General features: G+C 64.5%; 20 protein-coding genes. 5 read left to right on the top strand and 15 right to left on the bottom strand.

Translation table 11 applies throughout. From position 1 onward, the window contains the following. Positions 1-233: 233 nt before the first annotated feature. Positions 234-602: a hypothetical protein gene (locus tag M1D87_RS11110; RefSeq protein WP_123084970.1), complete on the top strand. Its 369-nt coding sequence runs from the start codon at positions 234-236 to the stop codon at positions 600-602. 161 nt (positions 603-763) lie between these two features. Here the strand turns inward: M1D87_RS11110 and M1D87_RS11105 are convergent, their stop codons facing one another. Beyond that, complete coding sequence (locus M1D87_RS11105; RefSeq protein WP_123084969.1) at positions 764-910, bottom strand: DUF2986 domain-containing protein; 147 nt, start codon at positions 908-910, stop codon at positions 764-766. 153 nt (positions 911-1,063) lie between these two features. On the opposite strand from M1D87_RS11105, the gene M1D87_RS11100 reads away from it, so the two are divergent. Continuing rightward, the gene (locus M1D87_RS11100) at positions 1,064-2,842 is read left to right on the top strand and encodes a phosphoethanolamine transferase CptA (RefSeq protein ID WP_123084968.1); all 1,779 of its coding nucleotides are present in this window, start codon (positions 1,064-1,066) and stop codon (positions 2,840-2,842) included. Between the two features lie 138 nt (positions 2,843-2,980). Here M1D87_RS11100 and M1D87_RS11095 read toward each other — a convergent pair whose 3' ends face one another. From M1D87_RS11095 to M1D87_RS11080, 4 genes are read right to left on the bottom strand one after another with little or no spacing between them, the layout of a single operon-like run. Further along, positions 2,981-3,514: a PqiC family protein gene (locus M1D87_RS11095; protein WP_013972090.1), complete on the bottom strand. Its 534-nt coding sequence runs from the start codon at positions 3,512-3,514 to the stop codon at positions 2,981-2,983. Between the two features lie 11 nt (positions 3,515-3,525). Continuing rightward, complete coding sequence (locus M1D87_RS11090) at positions 3,526-5,166, bottom strand: PqiB family protein (RefSeq protein WP_123084967.1); 1,641 nt, start codon at positions 5,164-5,166, stop codon at positions 3,526-3,528. Then, entirely contained in the window at positions 5,150-5,794 is a 645-nt protein-coding gene (locus M1D87_RS11085) for a paraquat-inducible protein A (protein WP_024086789.1), read from the bottom strand. Before M1D87_RS11085 ends, M1D87_RS11090 begins: the two co-directional genes overlap by 17 nt. Next, positions 5,791-6,387, bottom strand: coding sequence for a paraquat-inducible protein A (locus tag M1D87_RS11080; RefSeq protein ID WP_013972087.1), 597 nt, complete (start codon positions 6,385-6,387; stop codon positions 5,791-5,793). Before M1D87_RS11080 ends, M1D87_RS11085 begins: the two co-directional genes overlap by 4 nt. A gap of 150 nt (positions 6,388-6,537) precedes the next feature. On the opposite strand from M1D87_RS11080, the gene M1D87_RS11075 reads away from it, so the two are divergent. Then, complete coding sequence (locus M1D87_RS11075) at positions 6,538-7,011, top strand: YMGG-like glycine zipper-containing protein (RefSeq protein WP_123084966.1); 474 nt, start codon at positions 6,538-6,540, stop codon at positions 7,009-7,011. A gap of 48 nt (positions 7,012-7,059) precedes the next feature. Here M1D87_RS11075 and M1D87_RS11070 read toward each other — a convergent pair whose 3' ends face one another. Then, positions 7,060-7,965, bottom strand: a complete 906-nt coding sequence (locus M1D87_RS11070; protein WP_013972086.1) for a LysR family transcriptional regulator — start codon at positions 7,963-7,965, stop codon at positions 7,060-7,062. A gap of 149 nt (positions 7,966-8,114) precedes the next feature. Beyond that, on the bottom strand, positions 8,115-8,300 hold the full coding sequence (locus M1D87_RS11065) for a hypothetical protein (RefSeq protein WP_015269971.1): 186 nt from the start codon (positions 8,298-8,300) through the stop codon (positions 8,115-8,117). Positions 8,301-8,500: 200 nt separating this feature from the next. On the opposite strand from M1D87_RS11065, the gene M1D87_RS11060 reads away from it, so the two are divergent. Further along, a complete protein-coding gene (locus M1D87_RS11060; RefSeq protein ID WP_013972085.1) occupies positions 8,501-8,887 on the top strand; it encodes a VOC family protein in 387 nt (128 codons plus the stop codon). Positions 8,888-8,894: 7 nt separating this feature from the next. Here M1D87_RS11060 and M1D87_RS11055 read toward each other — a convergent pair whose 3' ends face one another. From M1D87_RS11055 to M1D87_RS11025, 7 genes are read right to left on the bottom strand one after another with little or no spacing between them, the layout of a single operon-like run. Next, a complete protein-coding gene (locus M1D87_RS11055) occupies positions 8,895-10,262 on the bottom strand; it encodes a sensor histidine kinase (RefSeq protein ID WP_123084965.1) in 1,368 nt (455 codons plus the stop codon). Beyond that, entirely contained in the window at positions 10,259-10,921 is a 663-nt protein-coding gene (locus M1D87_RS11050; RefSeq protein WP_039613344.1) for a response regulator, read from the bottom strand. The genes M1D87_RS11055 and M1D87_RS11050 overlap by 4 nt, the downstream gene beginning before the upstream one ends. Positions 10,922-10,923: 2 nt before the next feature. Beyond that, positions 10,924-11,565, bottom strand: a complete 642-nt coding sequence (locus M1D87_RS11045; RefSeq protein WP_013972082.1) for a tetratricopeptide repeat protein — start codon at positions 11,563-11,565, stop codon at positions 10,924-10,926. Further along, complete coding sequence (locus M1D87_RS11040; protein ID WP_013972081.1) at positions 11,562-12,368, bottom strand: SDR family oxidoreductase; 807 nt, start codon at positions 12,366-12,368, stop codon at positions 11,562-11,564. Before M1D87_RS11040 ends, M1D87_RS11045 begins: the two co-directional genes overlap by 4 nt. Then, a complete protein-coding gene (locus M1D87_RS11035) occupies positions 12,355-13,035 on the bottom strand; it encodes a TenA family transcriptional regulator (RefSeq protein WP_023663323.1) in 681 nt (226 codons plus the stop codon). The genes M1D87_RS11040 and M1D87_RS11035 overlap by 14 nt, the downstream gene beginning before the upstream one ends. Before the next feature lie 15 nt (positions 13,036-13,050). Next, positions 13,051-14,511, bottom strand: coding sequence for an AMP-binding protein (locus tag M1D87_RS11030; protein WP_024086784.1), 1,461 nt, complete (start codon positions 14,509-14,511; stop codon positions 13,051-13,053). Then, positions 14,501-15,178, bottom strand: a complete 678-nt coding sequence (locus M1D87_RS11025) for a thermostable hemolysin (RefSeq protein ID WP_123084963.1) — start codon at positions 15,176-15,178, stop codon at positions 14,501-14,503. Before M1D87_RS11025 ends, M1D87_RS11030 begins: the two co-directional genes overlap by 11 nt. 111 nt (positions 15,179-15,289) lie before the next feature. On the opposite strand from M1D87_RS11025, the gene M1D87_RS11020 reads away from it, so the two are divergent. Beyond that, positions 15,290-15,859 (top strand): hypothetical protein, encoded by a 570-nt coding sequence (locus M1D87_RS11020; protein WP_013972078.1) that lies wholly within the window; start codon positions 15,290-15,292, stop codon positions 15,857-15,859. 111 nt (positions 15,860-15,970) lie between these two features. On the opposite strand, the gene M1D87_RS11015 is transcribed toward M1D87_RS11020, so the two are convergent. Next, on the bottom strand, positions 15,971-17,647 hold the full coding sequence (locus M1D87_RS11015) for an MFS transporter (RefSeq protein ID WP_013972077.1): 1,677 nt from the start codon (positions 17,645-17,647) through the stop codon (positions 15,971-15,973). Positions 17,648-17,676 lie beyond the last annotated feature (29 nt).

Here is a 17,676-nt window from a genome sequence, read left to right as displayed (position 1 = left end):
CTGCCACAGGTACAGCTTGTTTTGTGTCGCCATAGGCGCAAGGTGCCCTTTTTTGAAGCGCTGAAGTTCTACAAGTTGTTGCCGCTGCGAACTTTTTCCCGTTTACCGGTCTATGTGGGAGGCACAGAAAGGAAACGGAACGCGAGACTAGGTTCGCCCGACACCTGCTGGCCTGATGGCTCAATTGTTATCAGAGGTTGGCTTCGCTCATGAAAATACATGTCGCAAGGTTGATGCTGCTCGGCCTGTTCTCGTTCGCGGCGATGGGCACGGCATCGGCAACACAGATGAAGGCGCCCGCAGCGGCTGCCCCGGCGGTTCAATCACCGTTGCAGCCTGCCGGCAACCCCTGGTCCAGGGTGGCCAGTGTGGCCGATGAACAGCCAGCCACGTTGCTGGCCCACGATGACGACCGCTGGCATGACCACCGCAGCGACTGGCGCCGCGAACAGTGGCGCCGCGAGCAGGCCCGCCGTGATTGGGAGCGCCGGCGAGACTGGGAACGCCGACGCGACTGGGAACGGCGCCGCGACTGGGAACACCGCCATGAGCGGGCCATGCACCACCGCTATAACGATGACTACCGCTACTATCGCCGTTGATCGTTGATCCGCAGTTGGCACGCTCGATGTGGGAGCGGCTTTGTGTCGCGAAAGGGCTGCGCAGCAGCCCCAGCATTGGTTGCCGTAATGCTGCAACCAGGGGGCCGCTCTGCGGCCCGATTGCGACACAAGGCCGCTCCTACAAGGTCCGCGTCAGCCAGTCAGGTGGGGGTATCCCCCGCAGCCTCGGCCTCCATCTTCAAACGGTCGGCCTTGCAAACGTACTTGGGCTTGCGCGGCGCCAGCTTGGCACTGGCCTTCTTGGCGTGCGCCTGCAGTAGCTGCTTGATCTTCTTGCGACGGTTCATTCTCACTCGACCTGTCAGTCCGGTTTGGCTGAATACATCATACCTTGCCTGGGCCAGCGTCTCGTTGACGTTATTTTCACGCTCGGCAGATTAGCGTCACGCCCTTTCCGGCCACGAGCACATCCGCTGGCCGCCAAGTACGACGAGGCATACGTGTCACACACTCCATCCCCCTCCTCGCCCAAGCGCGTGGATTGGGCCGGCCTGGGCTGGCTTTTGCTGTTCTTCTGGTACTTCTCGGGGGTGACCCAGGCGTTGCTGCTGTTCAGCGGTACCACCGGGTTCGCCGGTTTTCGCGATGCATTCTTCCTCAGCAGCCTGTGGCTGGCCCCGGTACTGCTGCTGCCGCGTTTCACTCGCGCCACGGCAGCGGTCATCGGCCTGGTGTTGTGGGCTGCTTCGCTGGTGGGCCTGAGCTACTTCGGCATCTATCGCCAGGAGTTCTCGCAAAGCGTCATTTTCGTGATGTTCGAGTCCAACACCGCCGAGGCCGGTGAGTACTTCAGCCAGTACTTCAGCGCCTGGCTGGGCCTGGCATTGCTGTTGTACACGCTGGGGGCGGTGCTGCTATGGAAGCGCGTGCGCCCGGTCAGCCTGCCACTGCGCAGCCGCCTGCCGGTGGTCGCCCTGCTGCTGCTGGCCAACCTGGTGTACCCGTTCTACAAGCAGATGGTCACCCAGGAGCGCAGCTTCGCCGACGCGGCGGAGAAAGTGCAGCAACGCATGGAGCCCGCCGTGCCCTGGCAACTGCTGGTCGGCTACCGCCAGTACCGCCAGCAACTGGACAACATGCAAGAGCTGCTGGCCAAGAACGCCGCGCTGCCGCCCCTGCAGAACCTGCGTGACAGCAGTGGTGCAGCGCCACGCACGCTGGTGCTGGTGCTGGGCGAATCCACCACTCGCGAACACATGCACCTGTATGGCTACAACCGCGACACCACGCCCAACCTCGATGCGCTGGCCGCCAGCGACAAGGGCCTGACGGTGTTCCGCAACGTGGTGTCGCCACGCCCGTATACCATCGAAGTGATGCAGCAGATCCTCACTTTCGGCGACGAGCAGAACCCGGACCGTTTCCTCACCGACCCGTCGCTGATCAACCTGATGAAACAGGCCGGCTACAAGACCTTCTGGATCACCAACCAGCAGACCATGACCAAGCGCAACACCATGCTGACCACCTTCTCGCAGCAGACGGACGCGCCGGTCTACCTGAACAACCAGCGCAACCAGAATGCCAGCCAATACGACGACGTGGTGCTGTCGCCGTTCGAGAAGGCCCTGCAGGACCCGGCGCCAAACAAGTTCATCATCGTGCACCTGCTGGGTACGCACATGGACTATCGCTACCGCTACCCGGACGATTACGCGCACTTCAACGACCGCCAGGGGGTGCCCGGCAAGCTGACCGACGACCAGATGCAAACCTACAACTTCTACGACAACGCGGTGCGCTACAACGACTACGTGGTGTCTAGCCTGATCAAGCGTTACTCGGCCAGTTCCCCCAATGGTTTCCTGCTGTACCTGTCCGACCATGGCGAAGATGTGTACAGCTCTGGCAACCACGACCGCCTGGGGCGCAACGAAGGCGCGCCGACCCGACCGATGTACACCATCCCGTTCTTGCTGTGGACTTCGCCAAGCTGGCAGGCCGAGCACCCGCGCGACTTGCAGGCGATGGCCGATCGCCCCTACAGCAGCTCGCACCTGATCCATACCCTGTCCGACCTGGCCGGGCTGAGCTACGACCGTTACGAGCCGGCCAAGAGCCTGGTGAGCCCGCAGTTTCTGGTGGCGCCGCGCTGGATCGGCGACCCGTACCGCAAGGATGGCCTGCGCGACTTCGACCAGTTGCCAATGGACAAAGCCGAGCGGGGACAGGAAACGGTCAGCAGTGGCAAGAAACAGAATGCTGGACGCCTGGACTGATTGCTTGTAGGAGCGGCCTTGTGTCGCGATAGGGCCGCGAAGCGATCCCCGGCTTTAAGCATTACAACAACGATTGCTGGGGCCGCCATGCGGCCCTATCGCGACACAAGGCCGCTCCTACAACGGTCCGCGAGACGCTCAGGATGCAGAACAGCTGCCCTGACGGGCACTCACCCGCACCGCCTCGGCCAGTTTGCGCAGGTTGGCCTGGTGGGCATTGACCAGGCTGGCGATGCTGTTGTCTGCGGGCGTCTGTAGCGAGGTACGGCAGGTCAGTTCGGCCTCCCCCGAGCGCGTCAGGCGCCATACCGCCTCCAGCGAGGCGTAGCGCCCCGGCACGGTATCGAAGCGCTGCACGTCCACGCGCAACAACACCTTGCCGCCACCCACCGGCCCGCCCAACTGGTCCTGCAAGGCGCTGCGAAACTCATCCACCAGGTTGGCGCCCCACCACTCCGTCTCGAGGATGGCCAGGCCGCTCTGCCCTTGCCGCACCACCAACTGCGGGCGGTCCACTTGCGGCGGCACGACCACCCTCGCCACCTGGATGCGCTGGCCACCGTCGCGTACAGGCTCGCTCGGTACCAGCGTGTGATAGTTGTTCGGGGTACTGCTGCAGCCCAACAGCACTGCCAGCAGGCCGGCGCCACATACATTGCGCAGTCGAAGCATCGGCTGTCTCCTCAGGGTTCCAGCTCGGCGGCAGTGGCCGCTTTCGGCCGGCCGCGTATCAGTGATTCGGGGTGCCGCCCCAGGTAATCGGCAAGGTCACGCAGCGAACGCGACATGCGCTCCAGTTCGTCCAGGGTTTCCCCCATCCGCTCGCGCTGCGGCGAGTCCTCGGAAATGGCCGAATTGGCCGTGCTCAGGGTCTTGTGCACTTCGTCCAGTGCCACCTTCACCTCCGGCAGCGTCTGGCCATTGAACTGCTTGAGGCTGGCACGCAGCTCTCGCAGGCTGCCGTCCAGGTTGCTGGCGATGCTCTCCAGCGGCAGTTTGCTGATGCGCTCCACCACCCGCTGCAGCTGTTCCTGGAGCTGCTCCAGGCTGCCGGGCAATGTGGGGATGGTGATAGGGTCTGCGGTCTTGTCGAAGGCCACCTTGGGGGCATCCGGGTAGAAGTCCAGGGAGATGAACATCTGCCCGGTGATCAGGTTGCCGCTGCGCGCCTGGGCCCGCAGGCCGTGCTCGACGAAGGTGCCGATCAACCGTCGCGCGCCGTCCATGTCACCTTCGGAATGCTTGAACACAGACAGCATCTTGCGGTGTACCGGCCCCAGCCGCTGCGGGTAGATCACCGCTTCGACCACCACCGGGAAGGTCTGGCGGGTGGCATCATAGTCGAGCTGCACCGATGTGACTCGGCCAAACTCGACCCCCTTGAACTCCACTGGGGCGCCTACCGACAAGCCGCGCATGGCCTGGTCGAAGCGCAACTGCAGGTACTGGGCCTGGCCACTGGGCGGTGCCAGAGCGGCATCGCGGTCGGCAAACAGCTGGAAGTGCGCCTGGTCGGCAGCAGGCTCGGCTTGCGGGGCGAAGTCGGGCGAGCCAAAGGCCAACCCGCCCACCAGGATCGATGACAGTGATTCGGTATCGATCTTCAGGCCGTTGGCACCGATCTGCATGTCGACGCCACTGGCGTTCCAGAAGCGGGTATCGGCGGTGACGAAGCTGTCGTAAGGGGCCTGCACGAACACGCCGATCTCCACGCCCTTGCCATCGCCCTGCAGGGCAAATGACACCACTTCGCCCACCGGGATCTTGCGGTAGTAGATCGACGAGCCAATATCCAGCGAGCCCAGGTCACTTGCGGTCAGGACAAAGCGCTTGCCCTTTTCGTCGTAGGTGATCGGCGGTGGCAGCTCCAGGCCGACAAAGGACTTTTCCGGCACTTTCGATTCGCCGGAATCCGCCCCGATGAAACTGCCCGACAGCAGCGTGTCCACGCCGGACACGCCGCCCACGCCAATGCGTGGCCGCACCACCCAGAAGCGCGCCCCCTGGGTGGCGAACGCACGGGCGTCGTTGGACAGCTGGACCTTGGCGACCACGCTCTTCTTGTCGTCGGCCAGGTCCACCGTGGTGACTTCGCCGATCACCACGCTGCGGTACTTGACCTGGGTCTTGTGCGCCACCAGCCCTTCCCCGGTGTGGAAGGAAATGGCGATGACCGGGCCTTGCTGCATCCAGTTGCGCACCACCAGCGAAGCGCCGATCAGGATCGCCAGTATCGGCACGATCCATACCAGCGACACGCTCCAGCGCCGGGTGCGCACTTCAACCTGCCCCGCGCCATCGCGCTTGTCAGTCTGTTGCACCATCAATGCGGCCTCCCTCGTTGGTACGGCTATCCCAGATCAGGCGTGGATCGAAGCTCATCGCAGAAAACATGGTCAGTACCACCACCATGCCGAAAAACAGGATGCCCACCCGCGGTTCGATGGTGCCCAGCCCGCGCAGTTGCACCAGCGCCGCCACCAGCGCCACCACCATCACATCGAGCATCGACCAGTAGCCGATAAGCTCGACGAAACGGTACAGCTGCGAGCGCTGCCGGCAGGCCCAGGTAGAACCGCGCTGGGCGGTGAACAGCAACAGGCCGAGCGAGAAGAACTTGATGGCCGGCACACCCACGCTGGCAATGAAGATGATCAGCGCGATGTCCCAGGCCCCTGCCTCCCAGAACTCCAGCACGCCGCCGCCGATGGTGCTTTCGCTGCCACTGCCGAGCATTTCGGTGTGCATCACCGGCAGCAGGTTGGCGGGAATGTAGAAAACCAGCGCCGCCAGCAGAAACGCCCAGCCACGGCTGATGGCATTGGCCTTGCGCCGGTGGATGGCGGCACCACAGCGCTCGCAGGTGTGCTTGTCGCTGCCCAGTTCGCAGGCCTGACCGCAGCCATGGCACAGGCACAGGCCCAGGTCGTCGGCGTTGGCCGGGGTATTCATACCTGCTCCCAAAGGCCGCGGATGTCCTTGCCGGCGATATGGATGATCAGCATGCTCAGCGCCGCCAGCGCCAGCAGGCCGATGCCAGGTATCACATCGAGAAACCCCGCCAGCTTGATCACCGCCACCATCGCCCCCAGCAGGCACACCTCCAGCATGCTCCAAGGCCGCAGGCCCTCCAGGCTGCGCATGCACAGGGCAAAACCGGGGGCGCGCTGGCCGGCCAGGGCGAAACCCAACACCCAGCACAAGAGGGTAATCTGCAGCACCGGCGCAAAGATGATCGACAGGGCCATGACCAGGGCGATGAAGGTGATGCTGCCGTGGCTGAGGATCTGTACCGAGTCCCATAATGTCGCGGAATGGGTGAGCCCTTGCATGCCGATGGTCATCACCGGGTAGGCGTTGGCGAACACCAGCAGGATGCCACCCGTCACACTCAGGGCAAGGCGTTGCTGCACCGTCAGCGAGGTATGCCGGTACAGTACGCCGCCACAGCGCTGGCAAACGGCGCGCTGGTGCTTGAGCAACGGCGCACGGTGGTACACCGTGTCACAGTACTCACAGATGATCAGTTGCTGGCTCTGGCTCATGGGGTTTCCACAGGTAGCCCGGATTCACGCCGTGATACGCAGGCGAACCACGTTTGATATCCGGTTTAGACCATCCCGGCAAAACTGCCATCATCGGCAGCAAAGAGAACTATCCTGTGAAACGGGATCCCCACCCGCTGGAGGTTTGCCATGCGTACGTTCACGTGGAGTTGCCTGCTGGTGCTGCTGTGCGCGGCATCGGCAGCCCAGGCGCAGTCGGTGGTGCCGCTCAAGGGCCAGAGCAGCCAGCAGATGCAACTGGATATCAATGATTGCAATACTGTCGCGACCAATGCCGCGAACAGTGCCGCGACCTCCAGCGACCCCCATGTCGGTGGCCGGGTACGCGGTGCCGCCGCCGGCGCGGTTGCCGGTGCGGCAGGCGCGCAGGTGCGCGGCAACCAGCACGACGAGCTGTATGACCGGGTCGGTGACGATGCCAAGGTGCAATACCGACAGAACCGCGCCGGCGAAGTGGCCGCCGCCGGTGCTGCGGTCGGTGGCATGCGCCAGCGTCAGGACCGCCGTCAGGACAGGCGCGGCCAGGACGAAGCGAAAGCCCAGGCTCATGCCAGTGCCTACGCCGGCTGCCTGCAAGGCCGTGGCTATCAGGTCAACCCCTGATCAGCAGGCACGCCATGCCTCGGCAGAAGGATGCATGGCGTGCCCGTTTCAGAACTTGGCCAGTTCTTCCCGGCAAAACTCGACGAACAACTGCGCCGGCTTGGTCAGTTGCACCCGTTTCAACCACGCCGCCGCCAGCCCTGACAGCGCCACTGGCTCGGCGATATCCAGCATGGCCAGACGTTGCCCGTCGTAGGTGTACTCCGAATGCGGCCGCGTCACCAGCAGCGAAAAGCCAAAGCCCTGCCCGACCATGCCGCGTACCATCTCGATCGACGGCGAACTGAAGACGATATTGGGCGTCAGGCCCATTTCGTTGAACAGGCTGACGAAGTAGGTACGGCTGGGGGCAACGTCCAGCAGGATCATCGGCTCCGGGCACAGATCGCGCAGCGACACCTGGGCCTGCCCGGCGAAGCGGTGGTTCTCGGGGAGCAGCACATAGGGCTTCTGCGGCGGCATCAGCGGCTCGGCCTCGATGGTGCCGTCCAGGTCATGGTCGTAGAGGAACGCCAGGTCGAAGGTACCGGCAGTCAGACCCTGGATCAGGTCCTGCTGCTCGCCGTCGCGCAGGCGGATGTCCACCCCCGGGTAACGCTGGCGAAAGCCGGCGATCAGGCGCGGCAGGTACAGCGGTGCCACGGTTTCGAAGCAGCCGATGTCGATTTGCCCGGCTACGGTGTCGTTGTCGGCCAGGGCGTTCTGCTCGAATTCGTGGGCCATCTGCAGCAGCGACTTGGTCTTGGCATAGAAGCGCTTGCCGCTGGGCGTCAGAGACACACCCTGGGCGTGGTGGCGGATGAACAGCTGCACGCCGAAGCTTTCTTCCAGGCTCTTGATGGCCGTGGAGATGGACGGCTGGGCAATGTACAGCTGGCGTGAAGCCTCGGCCACGCTGCCGGCCTCGACGGTGGTGACGAAGTACTTGAGTTGTCGCAATGTGTAGGCCGCCACGGGCACCTCTCTGACGCCGGTCTGGGCGCGCTGGGATCATGCCTGTCACTTTACCCTCGGCAGCGGCCGGGTGGGGGCCGGGTGATGAAGGATTTACCTATGGCTTGAGCAGGTTTTTACGAGGGGCGCGATGCGCCCCCCCCTTTGCTTCACTCGAAATCGATATTGGCGATTACACAGTCATCACCAATCAGCTTGTACCCTGGCCTGCAGGGCATGCCGACTACTGGCCCTATACCGCGCTTGCGCCGGGACAACGTTGCCTGCGGTTCTGCATTTTCCAGCTGTTCGTGGTCGAGCGTGTCGTCTGGCTCGTTAACGGGTTCTTCTTGCATGGGGTTCACTCCTTGGTTTGGGTGGTATCGCCCGATCAACGCTACAACCCCCATTGCCACCAACCCATCTGGAACTTTGACCGTGAAGAGAAATGCTGTCGGATCGCGTTGCAGGGTAAGCAGTGAACCCGGTGCCCTGGCCAAATGCCGCTGATTGTCTTTACTGGTACTCAACGACTCCAGGCATACGGTGTGCGTTCATGAAGATCATAGTCACCAGCATCCTCGTCGACGACCAGGCCAAAGCCCTGGCTTTCTACCACTACGTACTCGGTTTCGAGCCCAAGCACGACATCCCCATGGGCCGACACCGCTGGTTGACCCTCACCTCCCCCAACGACCCCAACGGCGTCGAGCTGCTGCTCGAGCCCGACGCGCACCCGGCCGCCAAGGTCTACAAGGCCGCGCTCAAGCAGGACGGCATCCCCGCCACCTCGTTCGGCGTGCGGGACATCCAGGCCGAATATACCCGGCTGTGCGCAGCGGGCGTGCAGTTCACCCAACCGCCTACTGCCATGGGGCCGGTCACCGTAGCGGTGTTCGATGACACTTGCGGCAACCTGATCCAGATCGCCCAGAAACACTAGCAAGCGTTCAGGGCTCCACGGGCAGGCGCAAGGTCGCGCGCAATCCGTGTGGCGTCTGGTTGCGCAACTGCACGCTGCCACCGAGGCGGGTCATGATGGTGCTGACGATCGACAACCCCAGCCCGGCGCCATTGGTCGAGCCCTTGCTGTAGAAACGCTCGAACACCCGCTGCTGGTCAACCACCGCTATGCCCGGCCCTTCGTCGTCGACGCTGACCAGCAGGGCCTGGCCTTCGCGCTGCAGTGTCACGGTGATGCGACCGCCTGCAGGCGAATGGTCCACGGCATTGGCCACCAGATTCTGCAAGGCAATACCCAACGCGCCAGCGTCGGTATGCAAATGGTAGTCGCCGGCAGCGATGTCCAGCGAAGGCTCCAGCCCGCGCTCCAGTATCCAGGGGGTAAGCTCTGCCAGGGTCTCGGCCACCACGCCCTCCAGGTCCACCCGCGGCCAGTCACGCCGGCCTGGTCGCGGCTCCAGGCGGGCCAGGGTCAACAACTGGTTGACCACCCGGGCAAGGCGGTCGACGCCGCCCATCAGGAACTGCAGGGCCTTGTCCCGCTCGGCAGCGCTGTCTGCATTCAGGGCGTTCTGCGCATGCAGGCGCAGGATGGCCAAGGGCGTGCGCATCTCGTGGGCAGCGTCGGCGATGAAACGGTGTTCGCGGCGCAGCAGGTCGTCGATCTGCCCGAGCAGGCGGTTGATCGCCGCCTGCATCGGCTCCAGCTCCTTAGGCAACGGCACCAGCTGCAACGGCTCGAGCGACTCGGCGTGGCGGGCGCGGATCACCCTGGCCATGTTCTGCAGCGGCCGCAGCCCCCAGCCTATGGCCGCCCACACCAGCAAGGCCAGGGCCAGGCTGCCGAACAGGAATGGCAACAGCGTGTGCTGCACGATGCGTTCGATCAGGTCGTCACGCACGTCGTTGCGCTCGCCCACCCAGATCACCCAGTGTTTTTCCGGCACCGGCAAGACAAAACTGCGCCAACGGCGCCCATCCACCACCACGTCGGCAAAACCCGGCACCCGCGGCGCCTGCCCCAGCTGCGGGGCGCTGGGCGTGTGTACCAGCAGCCCGCCGTCGTCGGCCCATACCTGGAAGGCCAGCTTGCTCTCGTAGCGGTGCCCCACCTTGTGGTGCCCGGCCTTGCTCAAGGCCTCGTCGAAGGCGCGGTACAACTCGTCACGGCTCTGCTCTTGCACCGGCAGGCTCATGATGCCCTGCAGCAGCCGGGCGTTCTGCGCCAGGTGGGCGTCGTACACTTCGTTAATTTCGTGGTGGCTGTCGTGATAGTTGTACAGCGCCAGCAACCCGCTGCCGACCAGCAACAGCAGCATCACCCGCCACAAGGTGCGTTGGCGCAACGAGCTCATGACTTGCGTTCCACCAGGTAGCCAATCCCGCGCACGGTGCGGATCAGGCCGTTGAACAGCTTCTTGCGCAGGTGGTAGATGTTCACTTCCAGGGTGTTGCTCTCCGGCTCTTCATCCCAGCCATACAGCAACTGGGTCAAGCGTTCGCGGGTAAACACCTTGCCCGGCTGGGCCAGCAGCTCGTGCAGCAGCAGGTATTCCTTGGGCGTGAGTACCACCGGCTGGCCCAGGTAGTGCACCTGCTGGCTGACCGGATCCAGGCATACCCCGGCATGCTCTATCAGCACCCGGGCGCGGCCGCTACTGCGCCGCAGCAAGGCCCGCAAGCGGGCCTTGAGTTCGTTGAGGTCGAAGGGTTTGACCAGGTAGTCGTCGGCACCGGCATCCAGCCCGGCAATGCGGTCATCGGTGGCGTCGCGGGCGGTCAGCACCAGCACCGGCAGGCTCTTCCCGGCCGCACGCAGGCGCCGCAGCAACTCGATGCCATCCAGGCGCGGCAAGCCCAGGTCGAGGATGGCCAGGTCGAACTCTTCGTGACACAGGGCATGCAAGGCACTGGCGCCATCCTGCAACCAGTCGAGGGTATAGCCCTCGCGGCGCAGGCCGTCACAAATCCCCTCCCCCAACGCGGCGTCGTCTTCTACCAGCAGCAGGCGCATGCTTAATCCTGTTTGTCCTTGATCGCTTTGAGTAAAGCATCGATTTCACCACGCCGGCCCTGGTCGGCCAACTCTCTCCCGGGCCGGGGCGGTGCCTGCAACGCCTTTTGCAGGGCGGCGCGGGCTTCGTCGTAGCGGTTCTGGCGGTACAGGTGGTCGGCCCAGAAATAGTTGCTGTCGATACCGTCGGGGTTGATCGCCAGCGCCTGGCGCAGCATGGCCTCGGCCTTGGCCTGGTCGCCGAAGCTCAATGGCCAGCCGGGCACTTGGTCGTACAACGCGCCCAGGCTGGTGTAGGCCGAGCCTTGCAGCGCCTTGGGGTCCATGGCCAGGGCCTTTTCCAGGCTGGCGCGGGCGGCCTTGACCTTGCCCAACGCGCCCAGCCCACCGGTGGCGCCGGCCCAGCTGCTGTTGACGATGCCGTCCCAGATCAGCGGCTCGGCCGAGCCCGGATGCTGGCGCACCAACGCCGCCGACTGTGCCGCCAGGGCCTCGAATGCCCCGGCACGCTGGGCTTCGGGCAGGTTATAGCGAACCACCGCCCAGCGCTGCTGGATGGCGTTGAGTTGCTGGGTACCGTTCTGGTCGAGGGCCCAGGTGAACGGGGCGATGGCCAGCAGGCTGGCCAGTATCAGACGTTTCATTTGCTCGACTCCTTGCTGTGCCAGTTGCTGTAGCGACGGATCAGCGGCAATTGCTTGCGCAGGGCGCGGTCGACCACGCCTGGCAGCATGCCGTTAAGGCGCACGAAGAGTTTCTCCGGCCAACCCAGGTACAGTTCGCTGCGCTCGGCCTGTACCGCGTCGAGCACTGCCCGGGCGACATCCTGCGGGTCATCGACGCCTACCTTCAACGCCTGATTAAGGGCCTGCGCGGCGCTACTGTTCATCGTCGTGCGGGTAGTGCGCGGTGCGGCATACAACACGTTCACCGAGGTGTCGGCAAGCTCGCGGCGCAATGCCTCGGAGAACCCGCGCAAGGCAAACTTGCTGGCGCAGTAGGTGGCGTAGCCTGGGTAGCCGATGGAGCCGTAGATCGACCCCACGTTCACCACCAGCGCACTGGGCTGGGCGCGCAGCAGCGGCAGGCACAGGCGGGTGAGCTGCACGGCGGCCTTGATGTTGAGGTCGAACAACTCGTCGAGGGCGGCCTCGTCCATCTGTTCGAGCAAGGCGAAGCGGTTGACCCCGGCGGCGTTGATCAACAGGTTGCAACTACCCATCGCCCGCGCTGCCTCCAGCACGTCACGGCGGCCTTCGGCGCAGCGCAGGTCGGCCTGCTGCCAGCGCAATTGCCCGGGGTAGCGCGCCATCAGTTCGGTCAGCTTGCCCTGCTGCCGGCTGACCGCCAGTACGCGAGCACCGGCACTGCATAGCTGGGCCGCCAACTCCAGGCCGATGCCACCGCTGGCACCGGTGAGCACCGCCACGCAATCAGGCAAGCGCATGCTTTACCTCCTGCTGCGCGGTACGCGGCAGCCCTTCGAACATGGCGGTATACAGGCGATACACCACTTTGGCAGCGTGGATTACCGCCTGCTGGTCTTCGGGCTGGTCCAGACGGTTCATCAGGCCACGGTAGGTGGCCATGTGGTCCTGGTCCAGGGCGCCGTGGGAACTCAGGTAGCTGAAAGCCTTGTCCGGCAGGCCGAGGCTGCTCTGCAGGGTACCGGCTGCCTGGGTGGCGAGGGCAATGCTGGTGCCTTCGAGCACGTTGACCATACCGAACAGCCCGACCGGGTTGCCACGGGCAATCTGGTCGTAGAGAAACGCCACCATCAGCTCGATGGGCAATGCCGGCCGGCCGCCGGCAACCTGGTGCGGGTCGCCACCACAGGCGGCGATGTCATCGAGAATCCAGCGCTCATGGCCGTACTCCTCGTCGATGTACTCGCACACTGCGCCGCGCAGCCACTCAAGCCGCGCCGGCAAACGGGCCCCGCAGGCCATCATCAATGGCACGGTGTGCCGCACGTGGTGGTAGGCCTGGGTGAGAAAGGCCACATAGGCCTCGAGGCTGGCCTTGCCGGCCAGCGCGTCGCGGATGACCGGGACACTGAACAATGCCGTACGCTCGTCGGCGGTTTCCTGCTGCAGCATGTCGAAGAAAAGCATGGCAAACCTCGTAGATCATTGAAGGTCGGATAACAGGGACTGGTAACACCGCAGGATCTGTTCGCGGCGTGGCCGGCCGTTGGCGGTCAGGGTTTGCCCGGCGGCACTCAAAGGTTCGGGCAGACGCCGCCAGGCATGCACCCGGGCATAGTCCGGCAGGCCGGCATTGGCCTGGCGGATGGCCTGTTCCAGGGTGTGGTCGTCAGCCTGCGGGTCCAGCGGCCAGATCAACGCCAGGTTGTGTGCCAGGCCTTCGCCGTGGACGAACGCCTGGGCGATCACCCCGCCCTGGGTCAGTTCGGCCTCGACCCATTCGGGGTTGACGTTGCGCCCGAAGCTGGTGCTGTACTGGTGCTTCTTGCGCCCGGCCAGGTACAGGAAGCCGTCGCTGTCGAAGTGGCCCAGGTCACCGGTCGACAACCACGGCTCGCTGAAGGGTGGTTCGCCCAGGTAGCCGAGCAACGCCGAACCGGCCACCTGCACTTCGCCATCTTCGGCAATGCGCACCTGCACATGCGGCAGCGGCCGCCCGACACTGCCCGCACGATGCGCCCCGGGGCGGTTGAGGCATACCACCGAAGCGCATTCGGACAAGCCATAGCCCTCGAACACCGGTAGCCCGATGGCCTGGGCCCGGGCCAGCAGGCTCGGCGCCACCCGCGCGCCGCCCACCGCCACGAAGCGCAACGGGCCGACCCGCATCAGGCCGCGCTCGATGGCAGTGACCAGCCCAAGCAGCAGTTGCGGCACCAGGATCAGGCTTTCGGCACCACTCAAGGCGATGGCGCCCAGCAATTGCTTGAAGTCGACCTGGCTGGCACCGCGAAAACCCAGTTGCGCCTGCGGATACAGGGCAATGCTCGCCCCGGCCAGCAGGGCCGCGTACAGGCCCAGGTTTTCCAGCAGCACCGCCAGAGGCAATACCGCCAGGTACTTGCCGGGCGCCGTGGGTCGGCTGGCAGCCTCCAGCTCACGCGCTACCCGCAGCATGGCCTCGGCGCTCAGGCATACGCCCTTGGGTGCACCGGTACTGCCGGAGGTGTAGGTGACTTTCGCGGTGCCCGGCGGCAAGGGTGCGGCCGCTGGCGGCTGCCGGCTCCAGAAGCGCTCACCGGCAGTGAAGCCGCTGGCGTGCAAGTCGTCAGCGAAAGCCTCTTCGGCCAGCGCCAGCACCGCCCCGCTCTGTGCCAGGCAGTGGCGGCGCTGGGCGCTGCTGAAGAACGCCGGCAGAATAACGATGGGGCGCCCCGCGAACAGCGCCGCCAGGTCCCAGAACAGCGCCTCGGGACCGTTCTCCAGGGCCAGGGCGAAAGTGCCCGGTGGCTGCGCGCTCAGCCAGGCCTGGCGTTGCTCGACCTCGTCCAGCAATTGTTGATAGGTGAACGGCCCGCCAAGACCCAGCAACGCCGGTTGCGCCCCTCGGTGGCGGGCATGCAGTTGCAACACTTCCCTGAACAGCTGGCATTCACGCGGCATGGCCGGCCTCCTGCACGCTCGCGGGCAAGCCCAGCCGCTCGAAAACGCCGCCGCGGGCCAGGGCTGCATGGCCGTAGCCGATGTTGCCAACGAACACTTGCGGGTGCTGCGCGTAGTAACTGCCCCAACTGTCGGCATCGCCGTTCAGCCGGCCAGGGTCGGCCACGGCCAGCGCCGTCGGCACCAGGCCCAGGCGATGAAAGCTGTTGACCAGGGTCGCGGCACCGGTGAAGGCCACCCACTGCAAACCGCGGGCAGCCAGCAACCAGGTCACGGCAATGATCATGATCCGCGCGCTGCCGGCGCTGAGCGCGGCCAGGTTGCCCACTTCCACCAACTGTGCACGGCTCACCGAGCTGCCAGACAACCGGGTCACGGCCGCTTCCAGCGACTCATCCAGATAACGCTCGAGAAAGGTCGGCCCACTGCTGGCCAGGCGTATGCCGGCGGCGGCCATCAGGCGCCCGTGGCTGTCATGCAGGCCGAGCAGTTCGGGCAGGTAGTGCTGCACGTCGGCGTGGTGCGCACAGGCAAAGCGGGCGTGAATGAACTGTTCCAGCTCGTCGCGCCCGGGCTCCCCCGGGCGTTTCAGCGTCATGCGGGCAAGGCGCTCGCCGTGGCTGCCGATAGCCAGTGGAAACAGGCTGGCGCTGTCTGCCTGAGTCATGGCGGTCCCCCTTTCAAGTCAGGTGTTGGGGGCAGTATCAGGGGGCAATCTGAAGCCAATCTGAAGTGCTACATTTGCCATTGCCCTCACGCGCACCAACAAGGAAAACAGATGCGCCACGAATTCAGCGAAGTGCTCAACGACCTGGTCGACTACTTTTTGCTCGGCGATATCCAGTTGCTCGAGCGCTTCAAGCAACAACATGAATTGCCCGACGACCTTGCCCATGCCTTCACCCACGGCGACAGCGGCGACCAGGCCGTGCGCGAAGGGGTCGTGCTGCCACTGGCCGGGGTCGATAACCTGCCCTACCGCATCCTGTTCACCCTGGACAACCATACCCCGGCCCTGCGCGAACCCGGCAGCCGCCTGAAGCACCGCCGCAATGGCTATGTGCTGCAGGTCGAGCACGGTGCGCTGATGCTGTACACCTGGCGCATCCTGCAGCACTTCACGCCCAAGACACTGGGTGACCTGATGGCGCGCTACCAGGTGCCGGGGCGGCCGATCATCGAGCTGGACAATGGCTGGTATGACGTGGAGGTGCTGGCGGGTGCACTGGTGCGGGACGGGCTGTACGAGCCAGCGTTCGAGTTCGTGTTGAAGAAGCGCTGGAGCCGCGGCGAGGCAGCTGGGGTGGATACCGGATATGCCTTTGGGTTGCGTGGCTATTTCGACTGATGGGTTGACTGTGCCGGCCTCTTCGCGGGCTTGCCCGCTCCCACAGGGCACAGTGGTATCCCTGTGGGAGCGGGCAAGCCCGCGAAAAGGCCGGTACAGGCAGCCTCAACTTCAAGTGTGGTTGATATCGCGGTCCTTGGTCTCTGGCAGGAAGAAGATCCCCAGCACCGCCGTCATCACTGCAATCACGATCGGGTACCACAAGCCGTAATAGATATCCCCGGTCGCCGCCACCATGGCAAACGCCACGGTCGGCAGGAAGCCGCCGAACCAGCCGTTGCCGATGTGGTAAGGCAGCGACATCGAGGTGTAGCGGATGCGTGCCGGGAACAGCTCCACCAGCCAGGCCGCGATCGGCCCGTAGACCATGGTCACGTAGATCACCAGAATGGTCAGCAGCAACAGCACCATCGGGTAGTGGATCTTCGCCGGGTCGGCCTTTTCCGGGTAGCCGGCTTCCTTCAACGCCCCGGTCAAGGTCGCGGTAAAGGCATCACTCTGTGCCTTGAAGTCCGCTGCCGCCAGGCTGCGTCCATCAAAGCTTGGCAGCACTCGTTCACCAATGCGGATCTGCGCCACGCTGCCAGGTTCTGCCGCTTCGTTGGTATAGGGGATGGCCCGCTTGGCCAGCAGGCTCTTGGCGATATCGCACGAACTGGTGAATTTGGCCTTGCCCACCGGGTCGAACTGGAACGCGCACTGGGCAGGGTCTGCCATCACCACCACCGGGTTCTGCTCCTGGGCGACGAACACGTCCGGGTTGCCGTACTGGGTCAGTGCCTTGAAGATCGGGAAGTAGGTCAGCGCGGCGATGATGCAACCGGCCATGATGATTTTCTTGCGGCCGATGCGGTCGGACAGGCTGCCGAAGAAGATGAAGAACGGTGTGCCGATCAATAGCGAACCGGCAATCAGCAGGTTGGCGGTCTGCGGCTCGATCTTGAGCATCTGCAACAGGAAGAACAGCGCATAGAACTGCCCGGTGTACCACACCACGGCCTGGCCGGCGGTGCCACCGAGCAGCGCCATGACCACCACCTTGAGGTTGTCCCAGCGGGCGAACGACTCGGTCAGTGGCGCCTTGGACGCCTTGCCCTCGGCCTTCATCTTCATGAACACCGGCGACTCGTTGAGTTGCATGCGGATGTACACCGAAATCGCCAGCAGCAGTATCGACAGCAGGAATGGCACTCGCCAGCCCCAGGCCTCGAACACCTCGTTACCCATGGCCGTGCGGCAGGCCATGATCACCAGCAGCGAGAGGAACAGCCCCAGGGTGGCCGTGGTCTGGATCCAGGCGGTGAAAAAGCCGCGCCGGCCCTTGGGTGCATGTTCGGCCACGTAGGTGGCCGCACCGCCGTACTCGCCACCCAGTGCCAGGCCCTGCAGCAGGCGCAGGCTAATGAGGATGATTGGCGCTGCCACGCCGATCGTGGCATAGCTGGGCAACAGGCCCACCACAGCGGTGGACAGGCCCATGATGACGATGGTGATGAGGAAGGTGTACTTGCGCCCGATCATGTCGCCCAGGCGACCGAACACGATGGCGCCGAATGGCCGCACGGCAAAGCCGGCGGCAAAGGCCAGCAAGGCGAAGATGAACGAGGTGGTTTCATTGACCCCGGCAAAGAAGTGCTTGGCGATGATCGCCGCCAGAGAGCCGTAAAGGTAGAAGTCGTACCATTCGAATACCGTGCCCAGGGACGAGGCGAAGATGACCTTGCGCTCCTCCCGGGTGATACCGCGTTGGGGCGCGCTGCCCGTGGATGTGCTGTCGAGAACCGCCATGGGGTGCCTCCGTCTTGTCGTCATGCAGG

This window comes from Pseudomonas sp. SA233, assembly GCF_054792385.1.
This window is presented reverse-complemented; position numbering and strand designations above follow the sequence as displayed.